The sequence below is a fragment of the Treponema sp. UBA753 genome (assembly GCF_002297325.1).
GTDB lineage: Bacteria > Spirochaetota > Spirochaetia > Treponematales > Treponemataceae > Treponema_D.
Window position 1 is genome coordinate 1 of the sequence record NZ_DBKJ01000128.1, and the last position, 24,643, is coordinate 24,643.

The following is a 24,643-nucleotide window of genomic DNA, read 5'->3' on the forward strand; positions in this document are numbered from 1 at the left end:
AATAAGTGATATAAGTATATATGATGAAATATGTTTACGTTTTAACTTCCACACCAAATGATTTCTATTATGAACAGTGCCTTATGTCAGTTTTTTCACTAAGACATCATACTCCCGATGCACAAATATTCATTTTAACTGATAATAAGACTAGCAGTTCCTTTTCTTCGTCAAATAAAAGGCTTGGATTGATAAACCAGGGCGCAAATATCATAACAGTAAATTTCGATGACTCTGTATCAAATATACAACGCTCAAGAATACTAAAAACTACAATTCCAGAACATATATCAGGCGATTTTCTTTTTATAGACTGCGACACAATCATCTGTGATGATTTATCTTCAATTGAAAACAATCTTCAGAATTCAAAAATTTCAGCCGTTTTGGACGGTCATGTTCCTTTATCAGAACACAAGCACAAAGACTACTTTATAAAGCGTGAAAAAAAACTTGGCTTTTCTGCAAGCGAAAAAACTGGCAAACACTATAATAGCGGTGTTATGCTTTTTAAAGATTGTCCAGAAAGCAGAGAATTTTTTAAAAAGTGGAATGAACTATGGACATGGTGTTTCACAGAAAAGCATGACCATCATGACCAGCCAGCATTTAACGAGGCAAGTCTTGAGTGTGGAGCAATAATAAAAGAACTTGACGGAATTTGGAACTGCCAGTTAAGCCAAGGCGGACTTGCATACCTTGAAAACGCAAAAATTATACATTATTTTTCAAGCGAAGGCGGTAAAAATTACATTCCATACTACAAACTTGCAGAAAAAAATATACAGCAAAAAGTAAAAGATTTTGGTGGAATTCCAGCAGATGTTTCTAAGATGATATTAAATCCTAAATTTCAGTTCAATAAAGTCCATTTGATAAACGACCAGAGAATTGTAAGCATAATGCAGTCCCCCCTCATTTTTACGATTGCAGATATAAAATCAAAATTGCCGTGGCTTTTTAATGTTCTAGAAAGTATTTGCAGGGCATCTAGGAATTTTGCTAAAAAATTAAAGAAAAAGAAATAGTGTAAATTTCCAATCTTAAGTTCACCTTTTGGAATAATCTAAAACTTTAGAGATTCGAAATATCTAGTATTAAAACCAATAATTTACTATAATAAAAATTATGTTTTCAGCTCTTTATCAGATTTTTATAACCCCGCTGGTTCAGTTAACGGAATTTTTTTATTCATTATTTTTTGAAGTAACCGGCAATCAGGGAATTGCGGTAATCGGTCTAAGTTTTATTGTCACAATTTTCACACTTCCGCTTTATATGGTTGCAGAACAATGGCAGGAAACCGAAAGAAATATCCAGAAAAAACTAAAGCCTGGCGTTGAACGAATAAAAAGCACATTCAAGGGTGACGAGCAGTATATGGTTCTTTCTACTTTTTACAGGGAAAACCATTATCATCCTATTTATGCTTTGCGTTCGTCTTTCAGCCTTTTGATTCAGATTCCGTTTTTTATTGCGGCATATAATTTTCTTTCAAACCTTGAGCCTTTGAAAAATTATTCTTTTCTGTTCATAAAAAGTTTCGGCGAGCCGGATGCGACTTTTCACATTGGTTCTTTTGCAGTAAATGTTCTTCCGGTTGCAATGACAATAATAAACTGTGTTGCAGGTTTGATTTACTCAAAAGGGCATCCGCTTTCTGAAAAAATACAGATTTACGCGTGTGCGGCAGTCTTTCTGCTTCTGCTCTATAATTCTCCGGCGGGGCTTGTTGTTTACTGGACAATGAACAACGTTCTTTCTTTAGTTAAAAATATTTTTTACAAGATAAGAAATCCTAAGAAAGTTTTATATATAATTGCTTGTATTGTAAGTATTTGCTTAATTTTATGCGGAACAGTTTTCTTCAGGCATACAAAGTTGATTTTCCGCATTATGCTCGTTTTTACTGGAATTTTGATTCCGCTTGCTCCATTTGCAGCCAAGTTCTTGGGTTCATTTTTTGAAAGCCACTTTTATATCCTTGATGAAAATCCAAAGCTACGTCTTTCAGTCTTTTTGATTTCGGCATTTATACTTGCAGTTCTTACAGGACTTGCAATTCCTTCTATATTAATGCAGTCTGAGCCGGAACAGTACAGCTATGTTGATTCCTACACTTCTCCGCTATATTTTATATGGCACACATTCTTTCAGTCTCTTGGATTTTTTGTTGTATGGCCATTTTGTTTTTATGCGTTATTTTCTTCAAAGACAAAGAAAGTCCTTACATTCCTGTTCACTTTTGTGGCTTTTTCCGCACTGCTGAACTGCTTCGCTTTTTCAGGAAACTACGGGCCTGTAAATCCTAATCTTCTTTTTATGACTCCGCAGCATTTTATGCCTGGCATAAAAATTGTTCTTGTAAATATTCTGTGCATGGCGGTAATATTGTCATTGGTGGCCGTAGCTTTTTCTTTTAAGGCAAAAGTTTTAAATTCGCTCTGCACAATTTTCTTGATTTCCCTTGTGGCAATTTCTGGAAAGAATATTATTTCTGTGCAAACTTCGTTCAGAAAAATGGAAGCACCTGATTTTTCAAGAAAAATTGAGCCTATTTTCCATCTTTCAAAAAAAGGAAAAAATGTTATTATTCTTATGCAGGACAGATTTTTTTCTCCACTGATTCCAAAAATACTTGAAAACAATCCTGAGCTAAGGAAACGGCTTGATGGTTTTATATGGTATCCAAATACGGTATCATTTGGAAAACTTACTATGATTGGAACCCCTGGAATTTTTGGAGGCTACGACTACACTCCTTTTGAAATGAACCGAAGAACGGATAAAACTCTTCAGCAGAAACACAACGAGGCAATTCTTACAATGCCAATTGTTTTTAACCAGAATAATTGGAATGTTACAGTTGCAGACCTTCCTTACGAAAATTATCTTGAGCAGCCAGTTACGTATATGTACAAAGGATATGACTTTATAAATCGCATTACAACTCATGGAGCGTATTCAAATATTTGGTATGCACGTAACAATATGAAGAAATCTCCGTTCATGAGCGAAGGAATCAAACGAAATTTTATCTGGTTCAGCGTTTTAAAGATTGTTCCACCTTTCATGCGCCAGATTATTTACCACAAGAAATACTGGATTTCTTACAACAAATTTGAAGACAATGCGAAATTCATTGATAATTATTCAGAAATTGACTTATTTCCAGAACTGTTTGATTCTTCCTCTGAAAAAAATGCATTCTTCCTGTTGGACAACGAGGCAAACCATGAATCAATTCTTTTGCAGGCACCAGATTATATTCCTGTGGAAAATGTTACAGATTTCGGTCCAGGTGGAAAAGATGAAACCTATTCTTCTATGGTTGGAGTCTTAAAGCGTTTTGCAGACTTTATAGATTTCCTAAAAGAAAACAATTTGTACGATAATACAAAAATCATCATTGTTTCTGACCATGGAATGAGTCGCGATACAGGAGTTTTTGATAATAAAACTCAAAACTTTCCATTCTACAAAGAGAATATGACTGCCACATTACTTGTAAAAGATTTTTTTAGCCGTGGCAATCTAAAAGAAGTCTACACATTTATGACGAACGCCGACACTCCTGCCCTTGCATTAAAAGACATTGACGGAAAAGCAGTAAATCCGTTCACAAAAAATCCTCTTGATGTAAATTCCGTGGGGGGGGGAATAACAAAGAACGACTTTATAAAAATGTCAAACGCCCCTGCTGAAAGCACAAGAATCAGGAAAAACACACGGTTCAATATAAAAGATGATGAATGGTACACCGTAAAAGATAATATTTTTGATGACAAAAATTGGTCGCATTATATTGTTAGGTCGAATGTCGAGTTTTAAATTTTAGTGTCATTATCGGGCTTGCCCCTGCGATGTTTCTGAAAGAAACTCGTTTGATAATCCGTTGGAAAGATTGCCAACCGAGTTTGCTGTGCAAACATCGCAGTGTCCAAGCACGGCAATGACAGCCTTGTTAGCATAGGAATAACTGTTTAGTAGCTGTTTTTATTAAAACTTGAAATTGAGCCTATTAAAGACAAATAAAAAAAACGGTACATTGAAAATGTTTTAGTACCGCTTTTTTTTATAACTTTTATGGATTTTTCCTTTTCCCCATTTTCTTTTTATCTTTTACTTTCAAAAACATCCCATGTCTTTCTAGCAAACATGGGATATGCTCATCTCTTCAAACTTTATACAGTCGCTTTTGCGCCGCGCACTTTTTTTAGAATCAGCTGGTATGCAATGAGGGCTGCAAGCAGACTTACACCTATGATGTCGGTTTTTGCTTCCGGGATTACACAGAGCAAGCCTGCGACGGCGAACAGAATCCTTTCAAGCGCATCAAATGCAATTCTTGTCGTCTTGCCTTTTCCTGAATTGTAGAAGAAGCCTGTGTTGTTGAACCCGTAGCCTTCAAGCGCAACACTGATTCCAAACATTCCGAGTATCGCGGTTACAATTATCATGACAACAGAAAGCGCGGAGGCGTTTATCATAAGCATTTTGCTGTTGTAGACAAACATGTAAGGAATTATAAACGCGCCTATGGCAAGCTTGGTTGCATTTATAGCGGTTTTCATAGGTTTGGCTTTTGCGATTGCGGCTCCGGCTATTGCGGCAAGCGCTACAGGAGGCGTAACGTCGGCGATAATTCCAAAATAGAATGCGAACATGTGCGCCGCAAGCGGCTCTATTCCAAGGCTTATGATTGCTCCTGCTGTGATTGTGGAGGTGATAAGGTAGTTCGCAGTTGTAGGAGCGCCCATTCCAAGAATTATGGAGGCAACCATTGTAAAGACCAGCGTCAATAAAAGTTTTCCGTGCGCCAGCATGACAAGACCGTTTCCAAGCCTGAGCCCAAGTCCTGTAAGCGTTACGATTCCGATTATGATTCCAGCCATTCCGCAGGCGATTGCCACGCTGATAATATTTCTTGCGGCAGTGCACATGATTTCAACAATGTCTTTTCCGCCGAAAGAAGGCTTGTGTCCATGCGCCAAGTCAGAGACAGAAACTCCGAATCCGACCAGAACGCAGGCGATGATTCCCATTAACGCCGCAAAAACCGCAGTCTTTCCGGCGCAGAGAAAATAGATAATCACAACGAGCGGAAGAATCATATAGCCTTTTTTAAGAAGAAGAGGCATAAAGCGCGGAAGCTGATCTTTCGGAAGTCCTTTGAGCCCGAGCTTTTTCGCCTCAAGGTGAACGGTTATAAAGATTCCTGTAAAGTAAAGAATCGCCGGAACAACCGCCGCCTTTACAATCGTGATGTACGGAAGTCCAAGGCTTTCCGCCATAAGAAACGCTGCGGCTCCCATGATTGGCGGCATTATCTGACCTCCTGTGGAAGCGGCCGCCTCAACTGCGCCTGCAAATTCGCCCTTGTATCCAAGTTTTTTCATCATCGGAATTGTAAACGAGCCTGAGCCTACAGTGTTTGAGACAGACGAGCCTGAAACTGTTCCCAAAAGAGCTGAAGACAAGACCGCAACTTTCGCAGGTCCGCCGCTCGCTCCTCCTGCAAGCGCATTGCAAACGTCAATAAAAAAGTGTCCGATTCCGGTTTTTTCAAGAAGCGCACCGAACAGAATAAAAAGGAAAATGAATGTAGAGCAGGCGCCAATCGGAGTTCCCATGATTCCTTCTGTGTTGTAAAAAAGATGGCATACGACACGCTGAAGCGAATATCCCCTGTGATGCAAAAATCCCGGAAGATATTTTCCGGCGAACGCGAACACGATGAACGAGCCGGCTATAATCATAATCGGAAGCCCTACAATTCTTCTGCAGCTTTCAAAAAGCACAAGGATTCCGACAATTCCGACTGCCACATCCAACGGCGTGTTGTTTCCGGAGCGTCTTACGAGCAAGTCAAAATTCACGACAATATAAAGCCAGCACGCCGCTCCAATCAAGCCAAGAACTATGTCGTACCAGGGAAGCGTATTGCGCGGACTGTTTTTTGTAGGCGGAAAAAGAAGAAACGCCAGGAGCTGCACAAAAGCCAAGTGGGTCGCGCGAAGAACCTGCGCCGTGATTGCTCCGGACAAAGTCGCATACAACTGGAAAATCACAAAAATAACAGAAATAAAAACTGTAATATACTGACGCCAGCATTTATGCTCACGGTAAGACTGCTCGCGGTCCAGCTCCTTCATCATTCTCTTCATTTCTTCTTCGTTTGAAGTAGGAAGAATCTGCTCGATGTAGTCATTAGAGTTTTTGTTTTTGTCGTTTGCCATTCAAACCTCCTATAATTTATTTGATTCAATTTCGAGTTTTGTAAATTTACTGTCATTGCCGTGCTTGACACCGCGATGTTTGCTTAGCAAACTCGGTTAGCAATCTGCTGAAAATTTCCAACGGATTATCAAACGAGTTTCTTTCAGAAACATCGCAGGGGCAAGCCCGATAATGACTAGGAATTTCAAGAAATCCTAAAACTCGACATTCGACCTATTTTATATGATGAAAAATATAATCAGCAATCGAGACGTTTTTTATCTGAAAGACTATGCTTGTCTGCGGCTCAAAAAAATCAGCAAGAAAATAATCTGTGTATTTTCCGTTTTTATCTTCAATAGAAACCGCGTGGTTCGCAACAATTCCTACAGCCATCACAAACCTTTCAACAGTCCTGTTTATATTTGAAATCTCGTAGCCTTCATCAGTTGATGCAAAAACCGCGCCGGGCATTTCCTGCGGCTCAGGAATTCCAGCCCCGTAAGAAACAAAAACAGTTCTGCCGCACACAAGATTGCGCCCTTTCGCCTTGTAGAAATCTTTTACGCGGCCTTTGTTAACCGAATGTGTATAGGAAATCGCAAAGCCGTTCCTAAAGCCGTTCATAGAATAAAATCTTTGCGATGTTTCTTTTCTATTGCTGACTGAAAGAACGGGAAATGCAGGGAAAATAAAAATTCCCCCTGCAAAAAGAACTGAAATAAGAACTGTAAAAAGCCTTTTAGACAAATATTTCCGCCGGATTAGTTCAAGCCAAGCTCGCTGAAATATCTTTTTGCGCCCGGATGGAAGGGAACAGAAACTCCTGTTACAGCAGACTGAGCGGAAACTTCTTTACCTTTTGCGTGGGCAGTCGCAAGGTCCGAAAGATTTTCAAACAATGCCTTTGTCATTTCATAGACAATTTCCTCATCGAGTTTTGCGCTTACAGCAAGTGTCGCCTTGATTGCAAGCGCCTGGGTGTCGGAATCAGTTCCTTTGTATGTTCCGCCAGGAATTGTTGTCTGAGTGTAGTATCCGTATTTTTCGCAGATTTCCTTTGCAGCCTCTCCGTCAACCGGAACAAGAGTAAGTCCTGCCGTGAATGCAAGTTCCTGCAATGCCGCGTTTGGAACACCGGCAGTGATAAAGCAGCCGTCCAAAGTTCCGTTCTGAATTCCTTCCGCGGATTCCTTGAACGAAAGGTTGCTCTTCTTGATGTCGTCGAATGTGAGTCCGTAGCCTTCCATAATCTGCTTTGCGTTGAATTCAACTCCAGAGCCGGCGTCTCCAACAGAAATACGTTTTCCCTTGAAATCTGCGACAGATTTTATTCCGCTGTCCTTTGAAACCGCAATCTGGACAACCTCAGGATAAAGTGTTCCGATTGTCATGATGTTTTCAAGCTTTTCGCCTTCAAAAAGATCTGTTCCGTTGTAAGCGTAGTCCATTACATCGTTCTGAACAATCGCATATTCAGCTTCGCCTTTGTTTATAAGACGAAGATTTTCTGCTGAAGCTCCGGTCGCCTGAGCCGTAACGTTCATATTCTCAATTTTTGTATTCCAGATATTTGCAATTGCGCCGCCGAACGGATAGTACGTTCCTCCAGTTCCGCCGGTCGCAAGGATGTAGTCTTTTTTAGCATTAGAGCAGCCTGAAAGCACAAGCCCCGCGCAAATCAACAACGCGCCAAGTTTTACAATTTTCTTCATAGAAACCTCCAAAAAATCAACAAAAAATACGCTGAATTATACTATAGAATTGCATTTTTTTTCAATTAGCTTGAAAAACTTTAATATCAGTGTAACAAAAAAAAACACATCATCTAGTCTAAAAAGAAATTATTCATTATAATTTTCTTTCAAATCTTTAATTAAAGGTTTTTCTTTATGTTAAATTTTCTTTACACGGTAATAATTTATCCGCTTATTCAGATAATCGAGTTTTCCTTTGTACTTTTTGACAGCGTTTTCAAAAACGAAGGAATTGCGGTTATTGGAGTAAGCCTTGCAGTTTCTATTCTTTGTCTTCCGCTTTATATTGTGGCCGAGCATTGGCAGCAGATTCAGCGTGACACAGAGAAAAAACTTGATCCGGGGATCCAGCGAATCAAGTCTGTTTTTAAAGGCGATGAGCAGTACATGATTCTTACAACTTTCTACAAAGAAAATCATTACCATCCGCTTATGGCATTGCGCTCATCATTCGGACTTTTGATTCAGATTCCGTTTTTTATGGCGGCATATTCTTTTCTTTCAAACCTTGAATCTTTGCGCGGCTATTCGTTCCTTTTTATAAAAGACATGGGCGCACAGGACGCGCTTTTTTCAATCGGTGGATTTCCAATCAATGTGCTTCCAATCGCGATGACGCTCATAAATATTGTTGCTGGTGCGATTTACACAAAAGGATTCAAATTCAAGGACAAGATCACAATTTACGCAATGGCGCTGATTTTCCTTGTAATTCTTTATTCATCTCCAGCAGGACTCGTTCTTTATTGGACGATGAACAATGTTTTCTCTCTTGTAAAAAATATCTTCTATAAAATTAAAAATCCTGCAAAAGTTCTGTATGTTGTTTTTGCGGCCGCAATCTTCGGTTTAGACGGCTACGTTCTTTTTGTTCATCATGGATTTTTACACAAGCGAATTCTGCTTGCAACAGTTGCAACTTTGCTTTTGGCAGTACCTTTTGTTGTAAAATTCATCTCGCATCTTTTGGACACAACTTTAAAACCGCTCACAGAAAACAAAAAAGCACGGTTTGGAATTTTCTTTGTTTCAAGCATTGCGCTTTGCCTTTTCGCAGGAACTGTAATTCCTTCATTCATAATAGGTTCTTCCCCTGTTGAATTTTCAAATATTGACGGACACGGCTCGCCGCTTTATTTTATCTACAATTCCACAACACAGACTTTCGGGCTTTTTGTGTTCTGGATGAGCTGTGTTTACTTTCTGTTCAACGCACGCATCCAAGCCGGATTCGCAGTTGTAATGCCGGTTCTGCTTTTTGTTGCCTTGATTGACGCATTTGTTTTTTCAGGCAACTACGGAACTCTTTCGCGTCTTATAACTTTTGCTGAAAATATTGATTCCGCACAGTTTTGGCAGATAATCATTAATTTGTTATGCATAATTTTTGCGGCCTGCATTCCTTTTCTTCTTCTTAAATTTAAAAAAGAAAAAGTTTTGAACGGAATTCTTGCGGTGGTTCTTATCGCAGAAGCAGGACTTTCGCTTGTTCACATTGTGCAGATTCAAAATGGATATTCAGAATACAAAAGAACTGTTGCCGATGATGTGCAGGAAGTTGACACAATAACTCCGCTTTACCACGTTTCAAAAACAGGAAAAAATGTGTTCGTAATCATGCTTGACCGCGCAGAAAATTCTTATGTTCAACCGATTTTTGAAGCCTTCCCAGAATTGTATGACATTTACGACGGATTCACGCTCTACCACAACACAGCCTCTTGGAACCAAGGAACATTACTTGGTGCTCCACCGCTTTTTGGCGGCTACGAATATACTCCTGCAGAAATAAACAAACGCAAAACAGAACGTCTTATTGACAAACAGAACGAAGCGCTTCTAACGCTTCCACGAATCTTTACCGAACAAGCAGATTTTACAGCGCAAGTTTCGGACTTGAGCTGGGCAAACTACAGCTGGATTCCTGATATGTCAATCTGTTCACCTTATGAAAAAATCGAAGGTTTCAATGTTGAGCGAAAATACACAGATCTTTGGGTAAAACAAAACCCTGACAAAGTGCGACCAAATATCACAAGCACATGCCTTAAACGAAACCTTGTATGGTTCAGTCTTTTTAAGGCAGTTCCACTTTTTGCGCGCGACAGTGTATATGATGATGGCGCATGGTGGTCTTCCGACGAACAGACTTCTGACATAATGGAATTTATCGATTATTATTCGGCGCTTGACTATATGCCAGAACTTACAGATTTTACAGCTGAAGGAAACAAATTCTTTGCAATAGTAAACGACACAACCCATTCAGGGCAAAAACTTCAGGCACCGGATTATGTTCCTGCAATCAATATTGAAGACAAAACTCATTCTAAAGTTGAAAAATACAGCTGCGCTTCTGGAAATATTGCCGCATTCAAACGGTTCGGAGAATGGATTCAGTATTTAAAGGAAAACGACTGCTACGATAATTCGCGCATTATTTTTGTTGCTGATCACGGAATCGGAACTTCAGAAGGATTCAAACTCGACTTTGAACAGGCAGAATTTCCTCAAGGATACAATCCTGACCACAACCATCCGCTTCTTTTGGTAAAAGATTTTAATGCAAAAGGAAAACTTACCGTAAATAAAGATTTTATGACAAACGCAGATGTTCCAGCGATTGCGACAAAAGGAATTATAAAAAATCCTAAAAATCCGGTAACAGGCAAAGAAATCAAGGAAATTCCACCAGCAGAAAAGAAAGCTTCTGGAATTGTTCTTACACACAACTGGCATCCTGGAAAAAACGGTCTGAACATATTTACAGTTCCAGAAGATGACTGGTACACAATTTCAGAAAATCTCTTTGAAGCCAAAAACTGGCAGAAAGGAATCAAATAGTTTTGCAAATTTTTATTAGGAGATAAAAATGATTTTACCACTTTACATTGATCCTGGCACGGGCTCAATGCTTTTTAGTATTTTAATTGGAGCAGCCGCAACACTATTTTTCTTGGCAAAAGCACTTCTTTTAAAAATCAAGCTTTTTTTGTCAGGAAAAAAAGATGGCAAAATTCAACTTGACTCTTCTTACAAGCCGTATGTAATTTACAACGAAGGAAACCAGTACTGGAATACTTTCAAACCAGTTGTGGAGGAATTTGAAAAAAGAAAAATTCCTCTTGAATATCTTACTTCTTCTAAGACAGACCCGATTTTTGAGCAAAAATACAATTATGTAAAAGCCGAATTTATCGGTGAAGGAAATACTGCTTTTGCAAAATTAAATATGCTAAGCGCAGGAATTGTTCTTATGACAACTCCAGGACTTCAAGTTTATCAATTAAAAAGAAGTAAAAACGTAAAGCACTACTCGCACATTCTTCACATGCCGAACGATGCCACAACCTACAGACTTTTTGGCTTGGATTTTTTTGACTCAGTTCTTCTTACCGGCGACTACCAGGCGACAGACATTCGTTATCTTGAAGAAAAACGTGGAATCACCAAAAAAGAGCTTGTTACAGTTGGATGTCCTTATCTTGACGTGTACAAACAGAATATCGCGGATATTCCGGCGGAAGAAAACCATCCGTTTACAGTTCTTGTTTCTCCAAGCTGGGGAGATGTGGGAATTCTTAAAAAATACGGTGAAAAACTTCTTGACCCGCTTGCTAAAACTGGATGGCGAATCATCGTACGTCCACATCCGCAGTCAAAAAAATCAGAGGCGGAAATGCTCGACCGCCTTACAGAGCGCTATAAGGACAATCCGAATGTTGTGTGGGACTATGAGCGGCAGAATATTTTCTCTTTGAAAAAAGCCGATATAATGATTTCTGATTTTTCTGGAATCATTTTTGACTACACATTCCTTTGCGACAAGCCTGTTATGTACGTAAATGCCGGAATTGACTTGCGCCCATATGATGCCTACGATTTGGACGGAAAAGAATTGTGGCAGTATTCAGTTTTGAAAAAGTTCGGAACAGAATTAAAGGAAGAACAATTTTCAAACATAAAAGAAGTCATTCAGTCTGTAAGCGACAGCAAGGAACTTGAAGAAGCCCGTCACGCCGCAAAAGCCGAAGCCTGGATGCACGAAGGCGAAGCTGGAAAAAATATTGTTGATTTTATGATCAGCAAGATTGAAAATAAATAAGTAAAAAATCCTGCAGACAACTAAAAATTCCGCAGGATTTTTTTTGGGTTTTAGGGGCAAAGCCCCTAGGAGAGTGGGTAGGCCGCAACGAAGTGCGGACGTAGGGCGAGACTTCGCCCTTATGGATTTTTTAAGTAAAATTTTATTTGCAGCTTTCGCTTAGTTCCTGGTGCTTTTTAAGAAGTTCTGTTGTGAGTGTTTCCGGGAATGTTTTGCTGTTTGTCGCCTGATTTTCTGCGTCAACGGTTTCACCTTTATACAGAACCACCGGGTAATCCTTTATGATGTCGGCACGAGCGTTTTTTATGATGCATTCGGCCATTTCCATTGCAAGAGGATTGTATTTTTTCTTGTTGATTACGGCTACTGATTCTGTAAGAGAAAAATTTCCTTCAGTCGGGTCAACAAAATCAATAGGAAGGCCGGATTTTTTGTCGCGAACAGCCTGATGTCTTAGTCCAAAACCCACAGCAACTTCACCGGAACGGATTTTCTTTATCGGGCCAGAACCTGAAAGTTCAAGGTGCGGACCTGCGTTCTTATAGATTGCCTTTAAGGCTTCTTTTGCACCGTCTTCCCCATATTCTGAGACAAGAGCCTGAACCATAAGCCATGCAGTTGTGCTTCCCATAGGGTCAACAACGCTAACAAGATTTTTGTATTCAGGATTTCCTAAATCTTTTATACTTTTCGGGCAAGGAATCTTGTCTTCATTCAAAAGTTTTGTGTTCACAATCACAGCGCCTTGAAGGGCAAGTAGCGGAGTATAAAACGCTGGATGCGCAACTGTTGAATCTGCCGCAAAAGTCAAATCCTTGAACATATTGTTCATCTGCTGGGCACTTTCAATGTAGAAAGAGCTCATTGTAACAAGATCTGCCTCAATGTCTGAACCTTCAGCAAAAAGTTTTCCGCCAAGCTCGCTTGTTCCAAACGACTGAAAAATGTATTTTCCAGCAAATCCATTTTCATCAAGTGCCTTTTTTACAGAAACAACAGCCTCGTCATCAGCATTTGAATAAATAATAACCTGCTTTTCCGCCTGATTTTTCTTTGTACAGCCAGAAAACAGTGCAGCGCACGCCAAAAGCGTGGCAAAAAATCTGATTTTTTTCATTTTTCCTCCATAAAGTTTTTTTTATTATTGCTACAAAATGTTAAATCAATATAACGATTTATTCACATTCTTGTAAAATTCAGTTTGTAAATTAGAATTTACTGTTTTCTGTTAACAATTCCTTTTACGCTTTTTATCACAAGGTTCACTGCAAGAATCAAAAGTGAAAGTATAAAAATCTCGTTGAATTTTGCGAAATGCTGAAGTTCCTGAATTTTTGTGGTGATTACCATTGTTCTAGCTCCGGCAAGAAAAACCACTGCGCTAACGGTGACCATTCCGTTTATAAAAAGATAGCAGAAAATCTCAAGATGAGTGCGCATAACGTTCGGCGTAATAATCCGGGCAACAGTCTTTATCCAGTTGTCGCCAAGAATGCGCGCGGTCGTTTCCCATGAAATGTTCATTTTGTCGAGAGACGCTTTCATCATCAGATATGGAGTCGCAAAAAAGTGAACCAAGTTACAGCAGACAAGAATTGCAAGCGTGTTGTGCAGAGGAGTTTTTCTGAATGCGAGCAAAAAACTGATACCAAGAACCATTCCTGGAATCGTGTTTGAAACCTGAGCAATTGCCTCAATAATCTTTGTTCCGTGAATCAAGCCTTTGTTCCGGGCTGAAACCAGCGCGCTAGCGTAAACAAGAATAGTTCCAAAAACTGCGGTGAAAAAACTCATCACAAGGGAATTTTTGAACACGCGCACAAGGGATTTATCATTAAAGACAGAGACAAAATGATTCAGGGTAAAAGTGTTGTTGTACGGCCATTCTGCGACAAATGGAGCTACAAAAACCACAACAAAAGAAGAAAGAATCAAAACGCAGATAACAACAGAAACTAACGTCCACAAAATATCGCGGAAAATATCCGGCTGATTGTCATTTATTGCGATTTTATTGTATCGCACATTGAATTTTTGGAGATAATTCAAAAGAAGAATGCTTACAATCGAAGGAAAAAGCATACATAGCGCAATCACCGAGCCTTGATGAAAATCCGGCAGGCTTCCAAGCATTGTGTTGTACAAAAGCCCTGCGACAACCGTATACCGACCGCCGATAGAAGCTGGAATACCAAAATCAGTGAACGCCAAAAAGAAACTTTGCACAACAGAAACCGCAATCGTTCCCAAAAGCGGCTGGATTACCGCGGTAAAAAAACTGCGCAGGCGGCTGTCGCCCATAAGCCGGCACACAACAATATATCGTCTGTCAATATAAGCCATTGTGTTTGTCAAAAGAGTGAATGAAATAGGAAAAGTATAGATAACGTAGCCAAAAATCAATCCTTTGAATCCATAAAAATCAAAGAACTGCTTCCCAATCAATTTTGTAAGAAGTCCGTTTTTTCCAAATGAATAGATTATCGCAAAACCATAGGTGATTGTAGGAATCAGCATCGGAAAAACCGCAAGAGTCCGCAGAGTCTTTTTTGTCCAAATCGGAATATTTGTAAAGTTAACTGTATACGCAAGAACAAAGGCAAGAACCGTTGTAATCAGCGCACTTAAAAGAGAAACATTCACGCTGTGAGCAAAAGCTGTCCGCAATTTTCCGCCGGCAAAGACAGAAGCCACATTATTAAAACTGAACGCTCCAGAATTTAACGTGAACGCATTCTTAAAAAGCACAATTCCCGGAATGAAAATAAAAATGAAAAAGAAAAGAAGCACAACGTAAAAAGCCGCGCGCATCTGCTTATTTCTTATTTCCTTGAACATATCTTTTATTTTTGTCATTGAAAATTCCTTTTTTGAAGTCCAAAATCCGCTGCACACAAAGTGTTAAAGACTGAAAAGTTTGTAGATGTTGTTCTTCTTAACTTCAAGCTGCTTTAAGATAAAATCGTTCACAAACTGGCTTTTCGGATTTTTGATTATTTCTGAAGGCTCAGCGAACTGCTCGATTTTTCCCTTGTTCAGGATAAGAACTTTATCACTGATTGTAAGGGCTTCTTCCGGGTCGTGGGTAACAATAATTGTTGTAAGATGGAATTCCTTTGCGATTGTAACGATTTTTTCCTTTATTGATTCCTTGATTACTCCGTCAAGAGCAGAAAGCGGCTCGTCCAGAAGCAGGATTTTCGGCTTCATAACCATTGTTCTAGCAAGAGCGACGCGCTGCTTCTGTCCGCCTGAAAGCTGATCGATTTTTTTGTTCAGATGCTCGCGAAGTTCCAGAAGGTCAATCAGAGCCTCAATTTCTTCTTTCGATGAGCGGTCAGGATAATTGCGCAAACCGTAGACAATGTTTTTGTATGCTGTAAGATTCGGAAAAAGCGCGTAATCCTGAAAAACAATGTTAAATCCGCGTCGTTCCATCGGTGTGTTCGTGATGTCGCTTCCGTTAAAAACAATTTTTCCTGAATCAGGCTGAAGAAGTCCAAGAATTATGTTCAAAAGTGTTGTTTTTCCGCCACCAGAAGAACCCAAAATTGAAACAATCTGGGAATCTCCGATTTCAAGAGAAATGTCGTTTAAAACTGTAGTTCCATCGAAAGATTTTTTTATTCCACTGATTTCTAACATTTTCCGTCCTTATTTACGATTTTTGCGTTATACATTGTATGCGCCATCAACTGCCTTAAGTTCATTGTAAGTGTCAATTTCTGTAAAATCTTCAAACGAGCAGCTGCGCACAACCAGATTAAAATCCCTGTTGCAATATGTTAAAGGAACTGAATCCCAATAACGTTCTTTTCCGCCTGGCATTTTGTACACTTTTTCAAGGCAATCGCCAAGTTTTTTTCCGTCCTCTTCCGTCCAGTATGAAATTCCGACCATCCTGAAACCGTCAGTTCCACCAACGCTTACTCCGCTGATTCTGCCCTTTTCAACAGAAAGACACCAGTCGTCCGTGCGCTCGCATGGAACTCCGCAATAATTTGACTGATACTGATATTTTGAGACAAGCCGCAGATTCTTTAAGATTATGTCGGATTCCAAAATATACGCGTTTTCCAGATAATTTTTTGCCGCCAAAAGTGAAGAAATATTGTTTCCTTCGTTGTAAGCCGGATTTTCCACAAATTTTATATCTGGATATTTGTATTTAAGCTGATCAAACTGGGCGGAAAGATAACCGCGCACAAGAACAATTTCTTTTATTCCTGCGGAAACAACCGCGTCCAGCAAAGATTCTATAATCATTTTTCCATGAACGCGGATAAGAGGCTTTGGAGTGTTCAATGTAATCGGCACAAGACGCGAACCAAAACCTGCCGCCAAAAAAACCGCCCGCCGAACCCTATAAGGCTCCAACGCATTCAAGCCGTTTTCTGAAATTTTGTCGCCATCAATAAAATGTTTTTCCACAAGCTCAGAAAATGTTGTGTTCACAGTTCCAACAGAATAACCTGTAAGTTTTGCAATCTGACGCTGAGAAAGTTTCTTTTTTTCTGCCTCGACAAGACTTAAAATGTCGAATTCTTTTTTTGAAAGCACAAAAACCGCCGTTTTTTGTTCAACAAAATCAATTTTTTATGTATTTTAGTACAATTTTTACACAGATTTCTTTGTTTCCTGTTCAAATAATATACAAAAATTTTAATTTTTGAACAAGTTAACTTGACACTTTTTTATTAACAAACTATTTTGGAAAAATGCGGTAGCGATGAGAATGGAAAGCCGGAGGCTTTTTCCGAAACAAAGTTGAGGAATGGAGCGATAGCGAAACCATGACCGTAGCGACCGAAAGTTGAGCGGAGGCGAAACTTTTGGAACCGCCCTTATTTTTATCAGTTTGAGAGGTATTTCATGCCAAAAACAGTTTATCTGGGAATCACAGGCGATATTATTCACCCGGGAATTATCAATATTATCAAGGAAGGTGCAAAACTGGGTGAGCTTACGATTGGACTTTTGACGGACAGCGCGATTGCTAGCCACAAGAGACTTCCGTATTTGACTTACGAGCAGCGAAAAGAAGTTGTTGAAGACATAAAAGGTGTTGCACGTGTTGTTCCGCAGGATGACTGGAGCTATGTTCCGAACTTAAAAAAATACAAACCTGATTTTATGATTCACGGCGACGACTGGAAAACGAATTATCTTTCAAAAATCCGCGAGGAATGTTTTGCGGTGATAAAGGAATGGAACGGTCAGATTGTAGAAATTCCGTACACAAAGGGAATCAACTCAACTGCACTTGCTGAAAACGCAAAAGATATTGGAACAACGCCGGATATTAGGCGCGCGACTTTGCGCAGACTGATTGCAGCAAAACCAATTGTTCGCATCTTGGAAGCTCATTCGGGGCTTTCCGGGCTTATTGCGGAGCATGCAAGCGTTACAAAAGAGGACGGAATCCACCAGTTTGATGGAATGTGGTCTTCTTCGCTAACTGATTCAACAAGCAAAGGAAAGCCGGACATTGAGGCGGTTGACCTTACAACGCGAATGCAGAGCCTTACAGACATTCTTGAATGCACAACAAAGCCGATTATCTACGATGGCGACACGGGCGGAATTCCTGAACATTTTGTCTTTACAGTCCGCACTTTGGAACGAAACGGTGTTAGCGCGGTAATAATCGAGGACAAAAAAGGGCTTAAAAAGAATTCGCTTTTTGGAACTGAAGCCAAGCAGGTTCTTGCAACAGAAGAGGAATTCTGCGAAAAAATCAGTGCAGGAAAACGCGCGCAAGTTACAAAAGATTTTATGATTATCGCAAGAATCGAAGAAATTATCGCAGGATATTCTGTTGACGAAGCTCTTACAAAAGCTTTTGCCGCAGTGCGGGCAGGTGCAGATGGAATTATGATTCATTCAAAGGACAAGAGCGGAATGGACATAAAAGAATTCTGCCAGCGATTCAGAAAAGAATATGACAAAATCCCGATTGTTCTTGTTCCTACAACTTACAACCAGTTCAAGGAAAAAGAACTTGCAGAATGGGGCGCAAACGTGATTATCTACGCGAACCATATGCTGCGTTCATCGTACCCGGCAATGAAAAAATGCGCAGAAACAATACTAGAAGCAGAACGCTCACTTGAAACAGACGGAATGTGCATGCCAATCAAAGAAATCCTTGAGCTGATTCCGGGAACAAAATAGGAATTGGAATAGAAAATTTTAATGCTGAAAAAATAAATTGAATAAGCAAGAAGAAAAAGAAAGCGGCAACCTTGCCATGACACCTTGTTAGACTCCGCATGGCGAATTGACGCGCTTTTTCTGGTAGCTGATTCAATTTCTTTCTCAATTATCAAAATTTAAAATTAAAATTACAAAAAAGGAAAATTTTATGATAAAACCTTCAACTTTATACAACGACCTTTTGAAAAACGGAACAGACTTTTTTGCCGGCGTTCCAGACTCTCTCTTAAAATCTTTTTGCGCATACGTCACAGACAATGCGCCCGCCGAAAAACACATAATCTCCGCAAACGAAGGAAGCGCGACTGCCCTTGCGGCTGGCTACCATTTTGCCACAGGAAAGATTCCGCTGATTTATATGCAGAATTCCGGTGAAGGAAACATGATAAATCCGCTTCTTTCGCTTGTTGACCCGGACGTTTATTCAGTTCCGCTTTTAATTTTTATTGGTTGGCGCGGAGAACCTGGCGTTCACGACGAGCCTCAACACGTAAAACAGGGCAAAGTAACCTGTGCGCTTCTGGACGCAATGCAGATTCCTTACGAGATTTTAACCGAAGACGAATCAAAACTTTCCGCCCAGTTGAAAAAAGCATACGATTACATGAAAACAAACAGTGCGCCTTACGCTTTTGTAATCCGCAAAGGGACTTTTGAAGAATATACGCTCAAAAACAATATTCCTGTTGTTGCAGAAATGAAGCGTGAAGAAGCAATTGAAAAAATCATGCTCTCTGCACCAGAAAAAGCCGCTTTTGTTTCCACAACTGGAATGGCAAGCCGCGAACTTTACGAACTGCGCGAAAAACACGGAATGGGCCACGAAAAAGATTTTCTTACAGTCGGCTCAATGGGACACGCATCTCAGATTGCGCTTTCAATTGCGATGCAAAAGCCTGAGCGCCCAGTTTTCTGTATTGACGGAGACGGCGCTGCAATAATGCAGATGGGCGGAATGGCTACAGTCGGCACAAGAAGTCCTAAAAACATGGTTCATTTTGTAATGAACAACGGCGCACACGATTCTGTAGGCGGACAGCCGACAGTCGGACTTGAAATAAATCTGCCGGAAATCGCAAAAGCCTGCCGCTACAAAAGAATTTATTCAGCAAAAACTGCAAAAGAACTGGATGAAGTTCTTGCCAAAATCAAGAATTCCTTTGATGATAATACAAACGAACTAACTTTTGTTGAAGTAAAAGTCAGCAAAGGCGCGCGGAAGGATTTGGGGCGGCCAAAATCAACTCCGCAGGAAAACAAAAAAGCATTTATGGAGTTTTTAAAATAATGATAAGACAAGCAGTTATAATGGCAGGCGGTTTGGGTTCAAGATTCGGCGGACGAACAAAAGCCATGCCAAAAGGATTTATTGAAATTGACGGAATTGCGATGGTGGAACGTTCTGTTCAAAAACTGATTGCTGCAGGCGTTGAAGAAATCATCATCGGAACTGGACATTGCTACGAATACTACGATGAACTTGCAAAAAAATATCACTGTATCCGCACTGTAAGAAATGTAAATTACCAGAACACAAGCAGCATGGGAACTCTTGAAGTTTGCGCGCCTTTTGTAAAAGACTCTGCCCTTCTTCTTGAAAGCGACCTTGTCTACGATTCAATCGGGCTTTTTGTGCTGGACAACGACAGCCGCAAAAACGTAATCCTTGCTTCCGGAAAAACAAACAGCGAGGACGAAGTTTACCTTGAAACGGACGAAAACGGTGTTCTTAGCGGCGTAAGCAAAAACAAGGCGGAAATAAAGAATGTTGCGGGAGAACTTGTAGGAATCTCAAAAGTTTCAAAAGAATTTTTGAACAAGATGGTAGATTTTTACGACAAGACACGCGCAGAAAACGCAAAAATCGACTACGAGACAGTTTTCAAGAAAATTGCGAAAGATGACCCGATTTATGTACACAAAATTGAATACTATGCTTGGACAGAAATCGATGACGAAGCAATGCTTACTAGGGCAAACACATTGATTTATCCGCGCATCAAAGAAAATGAAGAACTTAGAAAAGTCCAGCGGGAAATTCTTTTAAATCCAGGTCCTTCCACAACGACTGATAGCGTAAAATATGCTCAGGTTGTAAAAGATATTTGCCCTCGCGAACTTGAATTTGGAAATCTGATGGAAAAAGTTTCAGAAGATTTAACTTCTTTTGTTGCAAATCCAGAAAAATACACAACTGTAATGTTCGGATGCTCTGGAACAGGTGCTGACGAAGCAATGATTTCAAGCTGCGTTCCTCCGGACGGAAAACTTCTTGTGGTTGACAACGGCTCTTACGGCTCGCGACTTGCAAAAATCGCAGGCGTCTACGGAATCGAAACAGATATTTTCAAATCTTCAACATACGAACCAATCGACCTTGAAGCTCTTGAAAACCAGATGAAATCAAAAAAATACACAACATTCGCAGTTGTTTACCACGAAACCACAACAGGACTTTTGAATCCGCTTGAAAAAATCTGTCCGATGGCAAAAAAATACGGAATGACAACTGTATGCGACATCGTAAGCGCATACGCCGGGATGCCAATCGACCTTGAAAAGCTCCAGATTGATTTTGGTGCTGCAACTTCCAACAAGCACATCGGCGGAATGGCAGGAATCGGTTTTGTTGTCTGCAAAAAAGACGAGCTTTTAAAACAAAAAGACTGGCCTATGCGAAACTATTACTTGAATCTTTATGACCAGTACAAATATTTCCAGGAAACAAAGCAGACAAGATTCACGCCACCGGTTCAGACTTTCTACGCTTTGCGCCAGGCAATAACCGAAACAAAGCAGGAAACTATTGAAAAACGCTTTGAACGCTTTACTGAATGCTGGAAAATTTTAGTAAAAGCCCTAAAAGAAATCGGTCTGAAAATGCTTGTAAAAGAAGAAAACCAGTCGCATTTTATAACCGCAATTCTGATTCCAGAAACTCCAAAATACAACTTTAACAAAATGCACGATTTTGCACGCAAACAGGGATTCACAATTTATCCGGGAAAACTTGGCAACATCGACACATTCCGAATCGCGAATATGGGCGACATAAAGCCAGAAGAAATGCAACGTTTTACTAAAGTTCTAAAAGAATACATGAAATCAATTGGCGTTTGCTAAAAAAGTCGGGGCTGTCCAAAAGCATCTTTTTTGTCATTTTCGGGCTTGACCCGAAAATCTAAATGCATATATTGCAATCATTTAGAGATTGCTAACCGAGTTTGCTATGCAAATATCGCAGTATCAAGTGCGACAATGGCATTTAGAACTTATTAGACAGCCCCGATTTCTAATAATTATCCCACTTGAAGTCATCGAAGTCTTTTATCTGAACTTCGTATTTGTTGCGGAAAAATTTTTCTATGTTGCGGATTGAAAGCGGCGTTTTGTTTTTGTAATTCGGGTTCAGATAAATGTAAGCGGAATAAAGGCTTTTGTAGTACTTTGAGCGCACGCTGTTGTCATCAATAAAAACGATTCCGGCAATGCTTTTTGAAACATCATAGACTTTTATTTTTTCAGTTTTATAGGCGGAAGAGTAATCTTTTGCAGGAAAATCATTTTTTGCAAGCTCCATAAAAGTGCGGCGACTCAACGAACGGTAAAACATATTGTTGAAATTTCCAAAATCCACAGTTTCTTCATTAAACCAGGGATTTTTTACCATTGTTATAAGAGAATATTCGTTGTCAACAAGCTTGTTTCCGTAGTCAAGAAATTTATATCTGTAAGCCTGTGCCATTGCAAACGGAGAATAGTCTTTTACAGTCAAAATCTCGCCCGGCCAGCTGATTCTAAAATTAAACGCCAGCCCTGAATCAGAAGAATACGAAACAAAATTCTGATTTTTCTTCACTGCATTTTTCAAGAGCCTTTCAATTTCATGCCGTTTTGAAACAAGAGAATTCTTTACATCAAGATAATCAAGACTTGAAAGGTTGTCTACACCGATTAAAATATTTTTCTTAAATTCCTTTGCCGCATAATTTTCCACCGCTTCAAAAATCCGATCAAAAATAATCTGGTGAACGCAGTTAAACGACTTGACATCAGTAAAAAGCTTTTCATTTTTAAGTGAAAGGCACAAGTCAATGTCAATTTTTTCTTTCTGCCCGTTCATTGCAGGAATGCTTTCTTTATGCTTCTTTATTTCAAGAAGATTTATATAAGAAATTCCAAGGAACTCTGAAAATTGCGAATAAAAATCCAAAGCCACAAGCTCGCTGTAAGGTCCTGCCCAGCCTGAATCTTTTGCCTCGCCAAGATTTTTTACACGCTCGCAGATTGTATTAAGCGCAGCTTTATTGCCTTTGAATTTTTCATTCAGCCGAGTCAGACGATTTATAAAATTGAAGGCAAACATATTCAGCGGATAAATATTAAGAGGTTGAATGCATTTGTTTGTGTTCCGCTTTTTCTTGATGATTTTTCTTACACCAAAAATATCACGAATTATTTTTTCAAGATTTTCAACATCTGTCATAATAAAATCCTGTACCCTAAAACGCATTTTGTCAAACAAATTATTTGAAGCATTCAAGAACACAAGAAATTATAAAAAAAGCCCCGGAAGTAGTGTTTCCAGGGCTTAAAAATTATCTTGCGTATTCAATAATGCGGGTTTCGCGTATCATTGTAATTTTGATTCTTCCAGGATAACGCAAGTCAGTTTCAATCTGCTTTGCAATCTGTTTTGCAAGATCTTTTACCTGCTCATCCGGAATTTTATCATTGTTTACAAGAATACGAAGTTCACGTCCAGCTTGAATTGCATAAGCCTGCTCTACACCATTGAATTTCTTTGCAGTTTCCTCAAGATTTTCAAGACGTTTAACATAGTTATCTACAGTTTCTCGCCTTGCTCCAGGGCGGGCTGCGCTTATTGCATCGGCAACCTGAACAATAACAGCTTCTATAGTCTGAGGCTCGCAATCGTTGTGGTGCGCTTCAATTGCATTGACAACACGAGGATCTTCGCCCATCTTGCGTGCCATTTCCGCTCCGACTTCCGCATGGTTTTGGTCGCTGTCATTTTCCGCGCCTTTTCCAATGTCATGAAGCAAAGCAGCGCGTTTTGCAAGTTCCCTGTTTGCTCCAACTTCCGCAGCAAGAATGCTTGCAAGTTCCGCAACTTCCTTAGAATGCGTAAGAACATTCTGTCCGTAGCTTGTTCTAAAGTAGAGACGTCCTATAGCTCTTATCGCTTCCTGGCTCATGCTATGCAAGCCAAGTTCAAACAAAGCTTTTTCGCCTTCCTCATAAATCTTCTGCTGAATCTCGCGGGTAACTTTTTGAACAATTTCTTCTATGCGCGCCGGATGAATTCTTCCGTCAATAATAAGACGCTCCAAAGCCACACGCGCAATTTCCTTTCTTACAGGATCAAAGCAGCTGATAACAACAGCTTCCGGAGTATCATCAATAATGATGTCAACGCCTGTCAATGTTTCCAAAGAACGGATATTGCGACCTTCACGCCCGATAATGCGGCCTTTCATTTCATCGCTTGGAAGAGAAACTGTTGCGACTGTGATTTCGCTTGTAGTTTCCGTGGCGATACGCTGAATAGCAGAAACAAGAATTTCCTGCGCTTTCTTTTCAGCATTAAGCTGGGCTTCCTGATCAATCTTGTTCAGCAAAGACTGAGCATCATGGCGGGCGTCATTTTCAAGGCTCTTGATTATAAGCGATTTTGCTTCTTCCGCAGTAAGCCCCGAAATTCTTTCAAGCTCAACCCGAAGCTTTCCTTCCTCTTCCGAAAGAACAGCCTCGCGCTTATGAAGTTCCGCCACATTTAAAGCAAATTCCTTGTCGCGCTTTTCAAACTCCTGGCTCCGTTGCTCCAAAAGCTCTTCTTTTTTGTTTACACGGCTTTCATAACGCTGCAGTTCTGTACGGCGTTCACGATTCTCCCTTTCCTGCTGATTACGGTCCTGAATGAGTTGTTCTTTTGCCTGAAGAAGAATCTCTTTTTTCTGAGCTTCCGCTTCTTTTATTGCATCTTGTTTAACGCGCTCGGCTTTTTGCTCCGAGGCGGAAAGTTGAAATCTGGCATAAACCCAGCGAATTGTCCATCCAAGAAGTATTCCTGCTACAGGGAGAACAATGAACAATATCAAATTCATTGACATTTCATTTTCTCCTATCATCTAGTTAGAATAATTGATTTATTATAGTAATATATAAGAAAGAGAATGTCAAATAGTATAGTTTATTATATAGAAGAAAATAACTTTAAAAAGTCAAATAAATTTTGAAAAGCTTAAAAAAGGCGAATGCTGAATTTTATACTTTATTGTTATTATCGGGCTTGACCCTGCAATGTTTCTGAAAGAAACTCGGT

General features: G+C 39.8%; 16 protein-coding genes. 7 read left to right on the forward strand and 9 right to left on the reverse strand.

The genetic code is table 11. The features are described 5' to 3' along the window. The first annotated feature begins 23 nt into the window (after positions 1-23). Together B4C08_RS10105 and yidC (B4C08_RS10110) are read left to right on the forward strand one after the other, a co-directional pair. The gene (locus tag B4C08_RS10105; RefSeq protein ID WP_296665041.1) at positions 24-1,028 is read left to right on the forward strand and encodes a glycosyltransferase; all 1,005 of its coding nucleotides are present in this window, start codon (positions 24-26) and stop codon (positions 1,026-1,028) included. 100 nt (positions 1,029-1,128) lie between these two features. Further along, complete coding sequence (yidC, locus tag B4C08_RS10110) at positions 1,129-3,831, forward strand: membrane protein insertase YidC (protein ID WP_296665043.1); 2,703 nt, start codon at positions 1,129-1,131, stop codon at positions 3,829-3,831. 353 nt (positions 3,832-4,184) lie between these two features. On the opposite strand, the gene B4C08_RS10115 is transcribed toward yidC (B4C08_RS10110), so the two are convergent. The 3 genes from B4C08_RS10115 to B4C08_RS10125 all read right to left on the reverse strand — a co-directional run bounded on the left by B4C08_RS10115 (position 4,185) and on the right by B4C08_RS10125 (position 7,934). Next, complete coding sequence (locus B4C08_RS10115) at positions 4,185-6,239, reverse strand: TRAP transporter permease (RefSeq protein WP_296665044.1); 2,055 nt, start codon at positions 6,237-6,239, stop codon at positions 4,185-4,187. Positions 6,240-6,453: 214 nt separating this feature from the next. Next, positions 6,454-6,969: a DUF1850 domain-containing protein gene (locus B4C08_RS10120; RefSeq protein ID WP_296665046.1), complete on the reverse strand. Its 516-nt coding sequence runs from the start codon at positions 6,967-6,969 to the stop codon at positions 6,454-6,456. 14 nt (positions 6,970-6,983) lie between these two features. Then, complete coding sequence (locus B4C08_RS10125) at positions 6,984-7,934, reverse strand: TAXI family TRAP transporter solute-binding subunit (RefSeq protein WP_296665048.1); 951 nt, start codon at positions 7,932-7,934, stop codon at positions 6,984-6,986. A gap of 177 nt (positions 7,935-8,111) precedes the next feature. On the opposite strand from B4C08_RS10125, the gene yidC (B4C08_RS10130) reads away from it, so the two are divergent. Together yidC (B4C08_RS10130) and B4C08_RS10135 are read left to right on the forward strand one after the other, a co-directional pair. Beyond that, positions 8,112-10,820 carry a membrane protein insertase YidC gene (gene yidC, locus B4C08_RS10130; RefSeq protein WP_296665050.1) on the forward strand — a complete coding sequence of 903 codons (2,709 nt, stop codon included), beginning with the start codon at positions 8,112-8,114 and terminating at the stop codon, positions 10,818-10,820. 28 nt (positions 10,821-10,848) lie between these two features. Then, positions 10,849-12,081 (forward strand): CDP-glycerol glycerophosphotransferase family protein, encoded by a 1,233-nt coding sequence (locus B4C08_RS10135; protein ID WP_296665052.1) that lies wholly within the window; start codon positions 10,849-10,851, stop codon positions 12,079-12,081. 142 nt (positions 12,082-12,223) lie between these two features. Here the strand turns inward: B4C08_RS10135 and B4C08_RS10140 are convergent, their stop codons facing one another. The 4 genes from B4C08_RS10140 to B4C08_RS10155 form a co-directional block, all read right to left on the reverse strand. Then, positions 12,224-13,198: an extracellular solute-binding protein gene (locus tag B4C08_RS10140; RefSeq protein WP_296665054.1), complete on the reverse strand. Its 975-nt coding sequence runs from the start codon at positions 13,196-13,198 to the stop codon at positions 12,224-12,226. Positions 13,199-13,296: 98 nt separating this feature from the next. Further along, entirely contained in the window at positions 13,297-14,937 is a 1,641-nt protein-coding gene (locus B4C08_RS10145; protein ID WP_296665056.1) for an ABC transporter permease, read from the reverse strand. Between the two features lie 45 nt (positions 14,938-14,982). Next, on the reverse strand, positions 14,983-15,726 hold the full coding sequence (locus tag B4C08_RS10150; RefSeq protein ID WP_296665058.1) for an ABC transporter ATP-binding protein: 744 nt from the start codon (positions 15,724-15,726) through the stop codon (positions 14,983-14,985). A 27-nt stretch (positions 15,727-15,753) separates the two neighbouring features. After that, positions 15,754-16,641, reverse strand: coding sequence for a sugar phosphate nucleotidyltransferase (locus B4C08_RS10155; protein ID WP_296665060.1), 888 nt, complete (start codon positions 16,639-16,641; stop codon positions 15,754-15,756). Between the two features lie 312 nt (positions 16,642-16,953). On the opposite strand from B4C08_RS10155, the gene aepX reads away from it, so the two are divergent. The 3 genes from aepX to B4C08_RS10170 all read left to right on the forward strand — a co-directional run bounded on the left by aepX (position 16,954) and on the right by B4C08_RS10170 (position 21,420). Further along, on the forward strand, positions 16,954-18,255 hold the full coding sequence (aepX, locus tag B4C08_RS10160) for a phosphoenolpyruvate mutase (RefSeq protein ID WP_296665062.1): 1,302 nt from the start codon (positions 16,954-16,956) through the stop codon (positions 18,253-18,255). Between the two features lie 190 nt (positions 18,256-18,445). Further along, entirely contained in the window at positions 18,446-19,585 is a 1,140-nt protein-coding gene (gene aepY / locus B4C08_RS10165; RefSeq protein WP_296665064.1) for a phosphonopyruvate decarboxylase, read from the forward strand. Next, positions 19,585-21,420: a 2-aminoethylphosphonate aminotransferase gene (locus tag B4C08_RS10170; RefSeq protein WP_296665066.1), complete on the forward strand. Its 1,836-nt coding sequence runs from the start codon at positions 19,585-19,587 to the stop codon at positions 21,418-21,420. The genes aepY and B4C08_RS10170 overlap by 1 nt, the downstream gene beginning before the upstream one ends. A 169-nt stretch (positions 21,421-21,589) precedes the next feature. Here the strand turns inward: B4C08_RS10170 and B4C08_RS10175 are convergent, their stop codons facing one another. Together B4C08_RS10175 and rny are read right to left on the reverse strand one after the other, a co-directional pair. Continuing rightward, positions 21,590-22,783, reverse strand: a complete 1,194-nt coding sequence (locus B4C08_RS10175) for a hypothetical protein (RefSeq protein WP_296091036.1) — start codon at positions 22,781-22,783, stop codon at positions 21,590-21,592. A 112-nt stretch (positions 22,784-22,895) separates the two neighbouring features. Next, positions 22,896-24,425 (reverse strand): ribonuclease Y, encoded by a 1,530-nt coding sequence (rny, locus tag B4C08_RS10180; RefSeq protein WP_296665068.1) that lies wholly within the window; start codon positions 24,423-24,425, stop codon positions 22,896-22,898. Between the last annotated feature and the right edge of the window lie 218 nt (positions 24,426-24,643).